This is a genomic window from Pseudomonas sp. HLG18 (assembly GCF_051903985.1).
GTDB classification, from domain to species: domain Bacteria; phylum Pseudomonadota; class Gammaproteobacteria; order Pseudomonadales; family Pseudomonadaceae; genus Aquipseudomonas; species Aquipseudomonas fluorescens_BT.
Genome location: NZ_CP195831.1, coordinates 37,044 through 48,509, shown reverse-complemented (window position 1 = coordinate 48,509; position 11,466 = coordinate 37,044). Strand labels below are relative to the sequence as shown.

13 protein-coding genes are annotated in these 11,466 nt (G+C 59.4%); 6 read left to right on the top strand and 7 right to left on the bottom strand.

Annotated elements, in window-relative coordinates:
• Positions 1 to 253: 253 nt before the first annotated feature.
• The 3 genes from ACSPX5_RS00235 to ACSPX5_RS00225 all read left to right on the top strand — a co-directional run bounded on the left by ACSPX5_RS00235 (position 254) and on the right by ACSPX5_RS00225 (position 1,481).
• Positions 254 to 760, top strand: a complete 507-nt coding sequence (locus ACSPX5_RS00235; protein ID WP_439820748.1) for a BRO-N domain-containing protein — start codon at positions 254 to 256, stop codon at positions 758 to 760.
• A gap of 204 nt (positions 761 to 964) precedes the next feature.
• On the top strand, positions 965 to 1,213 hold the full coding sequence (locus tag ACSPX5_RS00230; protein WP_039769579.1) for a CopG family ribbon-helix-helix protein: 249 nt from the start codon (positions 965 to 967) through the stop codon (positions 1,211 to 1,213).
• Complete coding sequence (locus tag ACSPX5_RS00225) at positions 1,191 to 1,481, top strand: type II toxin-antitoxin system RelE/ParE family toxin (protein ID WP_074691233.1); 291 nt, start codon at positions 1,191 to 1,193, stop codon at positions 1,479 to 1,481. Before ACSPX5_RS00230 ends, ACSPX5_RS00225 begins: the two co-directional genes overlap by 23 nt.
• Positions 1,482 to 1,517: 36 nt before the next feature.
• Here the strand turns inward: ACSPX5_RS00225 and ACSPX5_RS00220 are convergent, their stop codons facing one another.
• The gene (locus tag ACSPX5_RS00220; RefSeq protein ID WP_007954656.1) at positions 1,518 to 1,703 is read right to left on the bottom strand and encodes a hypothetical protein; all 186 of its coding nucleotides are present in this window, start codon (positions 1,701 to 1,703) and stop codon (positions 1,518 to 1,520) included.
• A gap of 403 nt (positions 1,704 to 2,106) precedes the next feature.
• On the opposite strand from ACSPX5_RS00220, the gene ACSPX5_RS00215 reads away from it, so the two are divergent.
• Entirely contained in the window at positions 2,107 to 3,735 is a 1,629-nt protein-coding gene (locus ACSPX5_RS00215; RefSeq protein ID WP_439820747.1) for a glucan biosynthesis protein D, read from the top strand.
• Between the two features lie 157 nt (positions 3,736 to 3,892).
• Here the strand turns inward: ACSPX5_RS00215 and ACSPX5_RS00210 are convergent, their stop codons facing one another.
• The 4 genes from ACSPX5_RS00210 to ACSPX5_RS00195 form a co-directional block, all read right to left on the bottom strand.
• A complete protein-coding gene (locus ACSPX5_RS00210; protein WP_439820746.1) occupies positions 3,893 to 4,426 on the bottom strand; it encodes a GNAT family N-acetyltransferase in 534 nt (177 codons plus the stop codon).
• 92 nt (positions 4,427 to 4,518) lie between these two features.
• Complete coding sequence (locus ACSPX5_RS00205; protein ID WP_169429010.1) at positions 4,519 to 5,625, bottom strand: NADH:flavin oxidoreductase/NADH oxidase; 1,107 nt, start codon at positions 5,623 to 5,625, stop codon at positions 4,519 to 4,521.
• 214 nt (positions 5,626 to 5,839) lie between these two features.
• Positions 5,840 to 7,549, bottom strand: a complete 1,710-nt coding sequence (gene recJ / locus ACSPX5_RS00200; protein ID WP_207866811.1) for a single-stranded-DNA-specific exonuclease RecJ — start codon at positions 7,547 to 7,549, stop codon at positions 5,840 to 5,842.
• Between the two features lie 54 nt (positions 7,550 to 7,603).
• A complete protein-coding gene (locus tag ACSPX5_RS00195; protein ID WP_011332624.1) occupies positions 7,604 to 8,146 on the bottom strand; it encodes a YaeQ family protein in 543 nt (180 codons plus the stop codon).
• A 146-nt stretch (positions 8,147 to 8,292) separates the two neighbouring features.
• On the opposite strand from ACSPX5_RS00195, the gene ACSPX5_RS00190 reads away from it, so the two are divergent.
• Both ACSPX5_RS00190 and ACSPX5_RS00185 read left to right on the top strand, forming a co-directional pair.
• Entirely contained in the window at positions 8,293 to 9,492 is a 1,200-nt protein-coding gene (locus tag ACSPX5_RS00190; RefSeq protein ID WP_085688875.1) for a CaiB/BaiF CoA transferase family protein, read from the top strand.
• 13 nt (positions 9,493 to 9,505) lie between these two features.
• A complete protein-coding gene (locus ACSPX5_RS00185) occupies positions 9,506 to 10,399 on the top strand; it encodes a TIGR02285 family protein (RefSeq protein ID WP_439820745.1) in 894 nt (297 codons plus the stop codon).
• A gap of 174 nt (positions 10,400 to 10,573) precedes the next feature.
• On the opposite strand, the gene ACSPX5_RS00180 is transcribed toward ACSPX5_RS00185, so the two are convergent.
• Both ACSPX5_RS00180 and ACSPX5_RS00175 read right to left on the bottom strand, forming a co-directional pair.
• Positions 10,574 to 10,855 carry a DUF3509 domain-containing protein gene (locus ACSPX5_RS00180; protein WP_169429006.1) on the bottom strand — a complete coding sequence of 94 codons (282 nt, stop codon included), beginning with the start codon at positions 10,853 to 10,855 and terminating at the stop codon, positions 10,574 to 10,576.
• 163 nt (positions 10,856 to 11,018) lie between these two features.
• Complete coding sequence (locus ACSPX5_RS00175; RefSeq protein WP_439820744.1) at positions 11,019 to 11,426, bottom strand: response regulator; 408 nt, start codon at positions 11,424 to 11,426, stop codon at positions 11,019 to 11,021.
• Positions 11,427 to 11,466: the final 40 nt, after the last annotated feature.

Genomic DNA, 11,466 nt, shown 5'->3' with positions numbered 1-11,466 from the left:
TTTACCCCGTCGCTGCCCAATCAGCGGCCCGGGGTCGAAGCCGGAAATCTGTCAAAACGGTGCTTGCGTGCCCCCCATTGAACTGCGGCTGCTTTGCAACTTCAGTTCTGCGTTATGGCGGGCCGTGTGGCGCGGGCCTTCCGCCTTTTCCGTTTCGACAGGGAAGTAACCCGACTTCGAACGCCACTCGGTTCGCCACCCAACTTTTCGAAGAGTTGGTGGCGACTTTCCTACTCGAAACGGAAGTCATCTCATGCCAGCACCTACTCACAATCCGAAGACTGAATATTTCACTCCCACCGTCTTCACCCGCCACAACCGCTTCCTCCACGCCCTCCTGCTCGATCATCAAGCCTGGTTCTGCGCACAGGATCTCGGCCGCATGATGGGCCATCCCTTGAACCTACGCGTCACGCTCAAACTCGACCCTGACCAACGCCGCACCGTCCGGCTGCGCAAGTACGGCAAAGTTGTCGAGACGCCGATGGTCAGTGAATCCGGCATGTATGCGCTGCTGGTTCACCATTTCATCCCGGAAAACCGCAACATGCGCCAATGGCTGAGTAATGAAGTCATTCCCATCCTGCGGGAAACCAGCTCAGCAATAGCGGAAAACTGTCCGAGCCTGAGCTCGATGCATTGGGCGGGCGTCACCGTGCCGCTGCTCCACTGGCAACAACAGGCTTGGGTGAAATGGCGCGATGTGCCTGAATTGGTGCAAGTACAGCAGCCGTATCCAGCGCCTCGCTCTTGCGGCTGACTCTGAAAGCCAGTGGATTTGCCCCAGCGGCGATTAGGTCGCCGGGGCATCAACCAAGCATTTAGCAACACATCCCGTCTTCCAGCCTCGTTCAAGTCCACTAGAGTTTTCCTCAACCTCGCACTCTGACTGGTTGACGCCGATGTTATTGCGGCCTAGGGTGTCTACGTCGTTTACAGCGTATACACACGCAGGAGATCTTCCATGGCCTCGCCCGTTTTATCCTTCCGCGTCGAAGAATTGCTCGCTCAACAATTGGATCAATTGGCCGCGGCCACTGACCGAGACCGCCAGTACCATCTCAAGCGTGCGTTGGTTAGATATGTGGAAGCGGAGTCTTGGCATCTGCAAGCCATCAGCGAGGGGATTGCTGATGCCGATGCTGGAAATCTTACCGATCTGGATGCCGTGAAGGCTAAGTGGGCAAAACGTGCCGAACGTAGTACTGACTGAACGAGCTGAAAACGATCTCGAAACAATTTTTGAGTATTACCAAGGCATCTTGGGTGCCAATCCAGCGTTTGGTGTCGTGAACTCCATTCTTGGAGCGTTTGATCAATTGAAGCAATTTCCGGGTTCAGGCCGGCCTTCAGTCGTACCGGATATACGTGAACTGGTGCTGACCCGTTATCCGTTCATTGCGCCATATCGCCTGGAGGATGGCCAGATCCAGGTCTTGAGAATTCTGCACCAGCGCGCAGAACAACCAGAAAATTGGTAAACCAGCCGTAGCAAGTACGGCTGGCTGTTCACCTCCCTAGAACCGCGAAACACTCCTCATCGCATCCACCAGATACCGCATCGCAATCCGGTCGCTTTCCGACAACTCGCGGTAACGCTCCACCAGTTTCAGTTCGTCAGGACTGAGCCGGCGTCTTCGCCGGACGTTGGTGAGGCAGGGAAAGATGCCCAACATTTCGGTGATGCCTTGTCCTTTTGTCATGGACGATGTCCTTTTCCAGTACGTCAGAAATTTTCGAAAACCGCATCGCCCTGCTCCTTTAAGCAGCGATTTGAGCCCTGCCGGTCGGATGGGTCGTGACCGGCGATACCCATAGAATAGAAATTAAATCGGCGCTGAAAAGCTGTTTTTAGAGTAATTAGTCGAAAAAAGCAGTTATGCCCTGTAAATCAGAAAAGGCTGTGGGATAAGTAACCGTAACGTCTTGTTTCATTGAGACGCTGTCGCCGTGCTATCAATGATTTTTGCAAAATCGGCGAACCGATTAAGCTAGCGGGCATCTGTTACTAGTCCGTAGCGTTTGGCCGAAGGCTTGTCCGAACCGTAATTTCTGATCCAGTACGTGCCAGGAACGGCGCGGGATTGTCCAAGACAGGTTGTATTTATGCACCGCAGGAATTTGCTCAAAGCGTCCATGGCCATTGCGGCCTATACCGGTCTTTCGGCCACGGGCCTGCTGGCCTCCCGCGCCTGGGCCGCCTCTGGCGGTGCCGCCGACGGTGAAGCCCAGGCCTTCGACTTCGAGGCGCTGAAGCGCCAGGCCAAGCAACTGGCCGGCAACGCCTATCAGGACACCAAACAGGTGCTACCGCCGACCCTGGCGACCATGACCCCGCAAAATTTCAATGCGATCCGCTACGACGGCGAGCATTCGTTGTGGAAAGAGAACAAGGGTCAGCTCGATGTGCAATTCTTCCACGTCGGCATGGGTTTTCGCCAACCGGTGCGCATGTACAGCGTCGATCCCAAGACTCGCACAGCCCGCGAGGTGCACTTCCGCCCTCAACTGTTCAACTATGAAAACACTTCGGTCGACACCCAGCAGCTCAAGGGCGACCTGGGTTTTTCCGGCTTCAAACTGTTCAAGGCGCCGGAGTTGGATCGCCATGACGTGGTGTCCTTCCTCGGCGCCAGCTATTTCCGTGCGGTGGATGCCACTGGCCAATATGGCCTCTCCGCCCGTGGTCTGGCCATCGACACCTACGCCAAGAAGCGCGAAGAATTCCCTGACTTCACCAAATTCTGGTTCGAGACCCCGGACCAGAACGCGACCCGCTTCGTGGTCTACGCCCTGCTCGACTCGCCGAGCGCGACCGGCGCCTATCGCTTCGACATCGATTGCCAGGCCGAACGCGTGGTGATGGAAGTCGACGCCCACGTCAACGCCCGTACCGCCATCGAACAACTGGGCATCGCGCCGATGACCAGCATGTTCAGCTGCGGCACCCACGAGCGCCGGATGTGCGACACCATCCACCCGCAGATCCATGACTCGGATCGCCTGGCCATGTGGCGCGGCAACGGCGAGTGGATCTGCCGTCCGCTGAACAACCCGGCAACCCTGCAATTCAACGCTTTCGCCGACACCGATCCGAAAGGCTTCGGTCTGGTGCAGACCGACCACGAATTCGCCAACTACCAGGACACCGTCGACTGGTACAGCAAGCGCCCAAGCCTGTGGGTAGAACCTACAACCGCGTGGGGCGAAGGCTCCATCGATCTGCTGGAAATTCCTACAACCGGCGAAACCCTCGACAACATCGTTGCGTTCTGGACGCCGAAAAAACCGGTGGCTGCCGGTGACTCGCTGAACTACGGCTACAAGCTCTATTGGAGCGCCTTGCCGCCGGTCGGCACGCCCCTGGCGCGAGTGCATGCCACCCGTTCCGGCATGGGTGGATTCGTCGAAGGCTGGGCACCGGGTGAGCACTATCCGCCGGTCTGGGCCCGTCGTTTCGCTGTGGACTTCACCGGTGGCGGTCTGGATCGCCTGCCGCAGGGCACCGGGATCGAGCCGGTGGTCACCTGCTCCAACGGCAAGGTGCAGGATTTCAGCGTGCTGGTGCTGGATGACATCAAGGGTTACCGGATCCTGTTCGACTGGTACCCGACCAATGACAGCGTCGAGCCGGTTGAACTGCGTCTGTTCATCCGCACCAACGACCGCACGCTGAGCGAGACCTGGTTGTACCAGTATTTCCCGCCTGCGCCGGACAAGCGCAAGTACCCTTGATGTTTTGAGGCGCCTGCCCGGGCCTCTTCGCGAGCAAGCCCGCTCCCACATTGGATCTGGTTCGATCACACAGTGTGTGACCGACACGGAGCCAGGGTGGGAGCGGGCTTGCTCGCGAAAGCGTCAGAATATTCAACATCGGATTGAAGGCACTGCGTCAGGTCAGTGGGCAATACAGATGAATGTCTTTGGGCTCTTGATCAAACAACTCAGGATCCGGGTGATCAACCAACCGGCAGCCCTGGCGCTGATAGAACTCCACGGTATTGCGCGACTCGGTCGCCGAGACGTACAACGCCTCGGCGCCGACCTCTCGGCCATGCGCGCAAGCCAGTGCAAACAATCGCCCGCCCAATCCCTGCCCGCGCCAGGCGCGGCTGATGTGCAGGAACTTCAACTGCCGCATCATAAGGCCCTGATTGTGAATAACCCGGTTATCCACAACCACTGCCGCCACCAGTGTCTCACCATCGAAAAGTCCGTGTAGCCACCCGCCGCTGCGCCAGCATTTTTCCAATACCCGCGCATTTTCCTCAGCTTCCCCTTCGGGCCATCCGCGCATGTCGAAGCGTGCCGGATACAGAACCAGCTCACCGTTTTCCACGCGATAGCACTCCTCAACCAACTCACTGCGGTCGATCAGCGCCAGCAGCGGCAAATCCGATTCAGTCAGCGCTCGTTCGATCAACATTGCGGCTCATTCCTTTGCAATTTCCGGACAGCAGGCAAGAAAAAACCCGCCGTTTCAATGGCGGGTTTTATAGGCGTTGCGACCGGTCGGAATCAATCCCGCAGATCAGACTCGTGAATCGGCTGATCCCGATGGGTCGCACGTTGATACTGCGCCGGCCACACCGCTTTACGTCCGCCCAGGTCATCGTCGGCATGCAATGGCCAATACGGATCACGCAGCAGCTCACGGGCGAGGAAGATGATATCGGCCTGGCAGGTTCTCAGGATGTGCTCGGCCTGAGCCGGCTCGGTAATCATTCCCACGGTGCCGGTGGCGATACCTGATTCTTTGCGCACCCGCTCGGCAAAACGCGTTTGATAACCCGGCCCCACGGGGATTTCCGCGTTGACCGCCGTACCGCCCGAAGACACGTCGATCAAATCAGCCCCCAAGGCTTTCAGGCGTCGCGCCAGCTCCACGGTTTCATCCGGATTCCAGCCGTCCTCGACCCAATCGGTAGCCGACAAACGCACAAACACCGGCAGTTCCTCAGGCCACACGGCGCGCACCGCCTCGGTCACTTGCAGCACGAGACGAATGCGGTTTTCAAACGAGCCGCCGTACTGATCACGACGCTGATTACTCAGCGGCGAAAGAAACTGATGCAGCAGATAACCGTGCGCCGCATGCACCTCGACCACACTGAAACCGGCAGTCAGCGCTCGTTTGGCCGCTGCCACGAAGTCCTGAATGACCTGAGCGATCTGCCCCTCATCCAGTTGTTTCGGTTGCGTGTGTTGCGGGTCAAAGGCAATCGGCGACGGCCCGACCGGCGTCCAGCCACCGTCCTCCGGTTTGACGCTGCCATGTTTGCCGATCCACGGCCGGTGGGTGCTGGCCTTGCGCCCGGCGTGGGCCAGTTGAATGCCGGCCACTGCGCCCTGTGCGTTGATGAAACGGGTGATGCGTTGCAGCGGTGCGATCTGTTCGTCGTTCCACAGGCCCAGGTCTTCGGCGGTGATCCGCCCGTCGGCCGTGATCGCCGTGGCTTCGGTAAAGACCAGACCTGCGCCCCCTACTGCACGGCTGCCGAGGTGCACCAGATGCCAGTCGTTGGCCAGGCCATCGACGCTGGAGTACTGGCACATGGGCGACACGGCGATGCGGTTGGGCAAGGTCAGTTGGCGAAGGGTAAAGGGTTCAAGCAGCAGACTCATGGGGCACCTCTCAAATCAGTGGGCAGGCTCCAGGGTTCTGTTTGAAAAGTCGACGAGTGACAGGAAAAAGGTACAGCACCCGCCCCCGCGGGCAAAAAATTCGACAAGACGTCACAAGGCCAATCAAGCAGTGCTTAGAGCCTAGTCGACATCCGGGGATGAGGGAGGGTTCAGAGTGATTCTGTGTGTGTAAGTCCGCTTGCTCGCGAAGGGATCAGCGCGGTTCGATGTGGGCAATCATCAGTTGCACGGTTTCATTGCCGCGAAACTCGTTGAGATCGAGTTTGTAGGCCAGTTCGACCCATTTGATCGTCGGGTTCGGCCAGATATCGCGATCAATCCCGAAGGCGATGCCATCAAGCTTCACCGAACCACATTCGGTTTTCAGCACCACTTTCAGGTGCCGCTCACCCACTACGCGCTGCTCGACCAACTGGAACACGCCGTGAAACAGTGGCTCCGGAAAATGCTGGCCCCACGGCCCGGCATGACGCAGGGCGCGAGCCAGTTCCAGATGAAATTCCTCGACTGCCAGCGTGCCGTCCGATAGCAGGCGCCCGGTCAGGTCTTCTTCGCGAAGCTGCCTGCGCACTTCGGCATCGAAAGCCTCGGCAAACAACGGAAAATGCTCCTGCGGCAAGGTCAGACCGGCCGCCATCGCGTGGCCGCCGTACTTGCTGATCAGGTCCGGATGCTGCGCTGCCACCACGCTCAATGCATCGCGAATATGAAAGCCCTGCACCGAACGCCCCGAGCCCTTGAGCAAACCGTCGCCGGCATCGGCGAAGGCGATGGTCGGGCGGAAATACCGCTCCTTCATCCGCGACGCCAGAATACCGATCACGCCCTGGTGCCATTCCGGGTCGAACAGGCAAAGACCAAACGGCATCGACTCGACCGGCAAGTCCTTGAGCTGGGCCAGCGCCTCACGCTGCATGCCCTGTTCGATGGATTTGCGATCCTGGTTCATGCCGTCCAGTTGCGCGGCCATTTCCCGGGCCAGCGCAGCGTCGTGGGTCAGCAGGCACTCGATCCCGAGGCTCATGTCATCCAGACGCCCTGCCGCGTTCAGCCGCGGGCCGACGATAAAGCCGAGATCCGTTGAAGTAATCCGCGAAGCCTCGCGCTTGGCCACTTCAAGGATCGCCTTGATCCCCGGCCGCGCACGTCCGGCGCGAATCCGCTCCAGGCCCTGGTGCACCAGAATCCGGTTGTTGGCATCCAGCGGCACCACGTCGGCAACGCTGCCCAGCGCCACCAGATCCAGCAGTTCGCCGATGTTCGGTTGAGGCTTGCTCTCGTACCAGCCGAGGCTGCGCAGGCGTGCGCGCAAGGCCATCAACACATAGAAAATCACCCCGACACCGGCCAGCGCCTTGCTCGGGAACTCGCAACCAGGCTGGTTCGGATTGACCAGTGCATCGGCTTGCGGCAATTCATCGCCGGGCAAGTGGTGGTCGGTAATCAAGACCTTCAAACCGTGACGTTTCGCTGCAGCAACGCCTTCGACGCTGGAAATACCGTTGTCGACGGTGATCAACAGTTGCGGCTCGCGGGTCATCGCGACTTCGACAATTTCCGGGGTCAGACCGTAGCCGTATTCGAAGCGGTTAGGCACCAGATAATCGACGTGCGCTGCGCCCAACAGGCGCAAGCCGAGCACGCCGACGGTGCTGGCCGTCGCGCCATCGGCGTCGAAGTCACCGACAATCAGGATCCGCTGACGCTGCTCCAGCGCCGTCACCAGCAGGTCCACCGCCGCATCGATCCCTTTGAGCTGCTGGAACGGAATCAACCGCGCCAGGCTCTTATCCAGCTCTGCCTCGGACTGCACGCCTCGCGCCGCGTACAGGCGGGTCAGCAGCGGTGGCAGGTCACCGAGAAACGGCAGAGTGGCAGGCAACGGGCGAGGATCGATACGCATGGGGTGACAGGAACTTCTCTTGAATACGTGGGATTTTTCGGGAGTAACGCGGACTTAACCGCGCTCGCCTTGCAGCCAGGTGAGCTGGACTTCGTGCTGGCCACGGTCGTCGGTGACGAAGATCGTGCCTTCGCTGATCATCACGTCCCACTTGATGACGCGGGGCATGTCCTTGGCCAGGGTTTCCAGCACTTCCTGCGGAACAGCGGCGATGTTGACGTTCTTCAGGTTTTTGATCGCCGGGATCACCTTGCCTTCCCAGACGCGCAGGCTGCCGTAGGCCAGCAGGCTGGTGCGTTCGGTGCGACGGGAGCACCAGGTCAGACGATCAGCGTCAGGCTGTCCGACTTCGATCCAGTGCAGGACACGGTCGTCCAGGCTCTTTTCCCACAACGCAGGTTCGTCCACGTCCGACAGACCACGACCGAACGACAGTTGCTCGTTGTACCAGAGCGCGTAGGCCAACAGGCGTACGGTCATGCGCTCTTCGGTTTCCGAAGGGTGACGGGCGATGGTCTGCTTCACGTTCTCGTAGACGCTGCGGTCGAGATCGGTGAGGTTCAGTTCGAATTTGTAGGTAGTGGACGGCTGGGCCATGAACGGGCTTCTTGATACGAGGAAAGTCGGCAAGTCTAACCGATGCTGTAGGCAATCCACGAATTGATGGCGATCAACCTTACGCGACTGACAGCCGGCTATGTTAAAACGCTGTATCCGCTCAGCCTTGTCCTACAGGATCTCGCATGCCGTTCGCCAACAAACCGCTCAGCGGTCTGAAAGTCATTGAATTGGGTACTTTGATTGCCGGGCCGTTTGCCTCGCGCATTTGCGGCGAGTTCGGTGCCGAAGTGATCAAGATCGAATCGCCGGACGGCGGCGATCCGCTGCGCAAGTGGCGCAAGCTCTATGAAGGCACTTCGTTGTGGTGGTTCGTCCAGGCGCGCAACAAAAAGTCCCTGACGCTGAACCTCAAACACCCCGACGGTCTGGCGATCCTGAAAAAACTGCTGGGTGAAGCCGACATCCTGATCGAGAACTTCCGCCCCGGCGTGCTGGAAAAACTCGGCCTGAGTTGGGAAACCCTGCATGCGCTGAATCCGAAACTGGTGATGGTGCGCCTGTCCGGGTTCGGCCAGACCGGACCGATGAAGGATCAGCCTGGGTTCGGCGCGGTCGGCGAATCCATGGGCGGCCTGCGCTATATCACTGGTTTCGAGGACCGGCCACCGGTGCGCACCGGAATTTCCATCGGCGATTCGATTGCGGCTTTGTGGGGTGTGATCGGCGCATTGATGGCTTTGCGTCATCGCGAGGTCAACGGCGGCCTCGGCCAGGTGGTCGATGTGGCACTGTACGAAGCGATCTTCGCCATGATGGAAAGCATGGTGCCGGAGTTCGATGTGTTCGGCTTCATTCGCGAGCGCACCGGCAACATCATGCCGGGCATCACGCCCTCCTCGATCCACACCAGCGCCGACGGCAAACATGTGCAGATCGGCGCCAACGGCGATGCGATCTTCAAGCGTTTCATGTTGATCATCGGCCGTGAGGATCTGGCCAATGACCCGGCGCTGGCTAGCAATGACGGGCGCGACACCCGCCGCGACGAGCTGTACGGCGTGATCGACCGCTGGGTCAATTCGCTGCCGCTGCAAACCGTGCTGGACCTGCTGAACCAGGCCGAAGTGCCGGCCAGCCGGATCTTCAGCGCCGAAGACATGTTCAACGATCCGCAGTACCTGGCCCGGGAAATGTTCCTGCACGCCAAACTGCCGGACGGCAAACCCTTCAAGATGCCCGGCATCGTGCCGAAACTCTCTGAAACACCCGGCACGTCCGAATGGGTCGGACCGCAGCTCGGTGAACACAATGCGCAGGTACTCCACGATCTTGGCTACGACGAGAAGCAGATCGCCCGGCTGCGCGAAGACGGAGCCATCTGAGCTGAAGCGCCTGATGCCCTTGGCCTCGAACCGCGCCCACCATTGGTGGACCTGGCGGTTGTTCGGCCTGCTGTTCCTGCTGCTACTGCCGGCGTGGGCGCAGGCCAAACCGACGTTGATCTGGCTGCTGCGCGACCTGCCGCCGCTGACGATCTTCGAAGGCCCGAAAAAGGGTTTGGGCGTTATCGATCAATTGATGCCGATGCTGATTGCCGGCATGCCGCAATACGAACACACCTTGATGCGAGTCAATCGCGCCCGTGGCATTCAAATGCTGCATGAACATCCCTTCGCCTGCGATCCGTCGCTGGTCTGGAACAAGGAACGGGCACAGTGGATCGCCTTCTCCATTCCCGCGTTTCGCGCGGTCAGCAATGGGCTGGTGGTGCGTCAGAGAGATCGCGAAGTGCTGGAGCCGTTTCTGGTCGACGATGAAGTCGACCTGTCGGCATTTCTGGCCAACGGCGAGCGAAAAGTCGGCGTGGTAGCCGAGCGCAGCTATGGCGAGTACATCGACGCATTGCTGCGTCAGGCGCCGAATGGCGCGTTGACACCCCATTACGGTAACGACGCACTCAGCAGCCTGTTGTCGATGCAGCGCCTGGGGCGTTTACAGGTGGTCCTGGGTTACTGGCCGGAAATCCGTTATCAGGCGCGGCAGGCCGAGATAGCCGAGGACGAGTTGCTGTTTTTTCCGATTCGCGGCACGGACAAGTACCTGTCCGGCCATGTCGGCTGTACCGACACTACGGCGGGTCGACAGGCGATCACTGAGATCAATCAACTGTTGCGCTCCCTGCCCCACGAGCATCTTGACCGGCTCTACGCCGACTGGCTTGACCCCGAGAGGCGTCAGGACTATCTGGAACAGGCGCGGATTTTCTTCCAGCAACAAGCCGCGCAGTGAAATCCGGGCAAAAAGAAACCCCGAGAAGTGGGGAGACGACTCGGGGTTAAACGTGGTCTGTATCAAAGACCCGTAGCAGCAAGCGACAAGCACCGGAGCACAATGCTTGCTCCTGCTGTTACGGGTTCTGACTGATCTGGGTGCAGGAAGGTTCCCACAAAATATAAATCAGTTTCAGAGGGTCGGGTGCTTGTCGCGGGCTGCGTTTCGCAACGCGGCGATGACACAGGGTTCCAGCCGGCCTTCGGCAATCAGGATGTCACGGTGCAAGCCATCAACCACATCCGTGAGTTGGCGTTTGTCGTTCAATTGCGCCTGATTGAATTCTCGCTCCACCACGATCGCGCCGCTGCCGTTCTTCAAGGTCACCAGGCATTCGCCGTGGCGCCCCCGAGGGGTCAACGTCACCTGATACGGGCTCAGAGCCTCACCGAGCAATAGACTGATACTTTCCATCTCGATCTCCACTCAATAGTCCGAAAACACAGTGTCTGGGGCGTATTCACAGTAAATGACCACCGCCCCGAGAGGAAAGTTCTGCCAGCCGCCGGCCTCTCCCGGAGCGTCACCGGCCTATCGGAGCATGCAGGTTGAAGATGACAGAAAAATAACCAGGGGCTCAGGCGTCGACGGAGTGCCGGGGAAGCGCCATGTAAGTGTCCAGCAGTGACCTCATCAATACCGCCGAGACCGGGGTGTACAGGCAGCCAAGCAAGGTGATCCGCTGCTCGCCCAGCAAGGTTTTCAGATCCTCCAGCAGACTGGGTGCCACGGCGCCCAGCAGAATCATCGCCCGCGCGTCCTGCCGGTCGGCCAGATACCGGATCAGCGCTAACCCGTCACCGCTCTGCAATTGTGGATTGCACAGGGTGATGTCGACGGCCCCGCGACGCTCCAATGAGCGCTTTGCCGAACCCAGCGACGGCGCCGTCAACACATCGTAGATACCGATGGCGTTGAGCATCTGGTGCAACGCCATCAGCTGGAACGGATTGGGTTCTAGAATCAGGATCTTGAGCGAGCGCATGGGACGACCTCTGGAGCGACAATCGCGGATTCACGCCGCA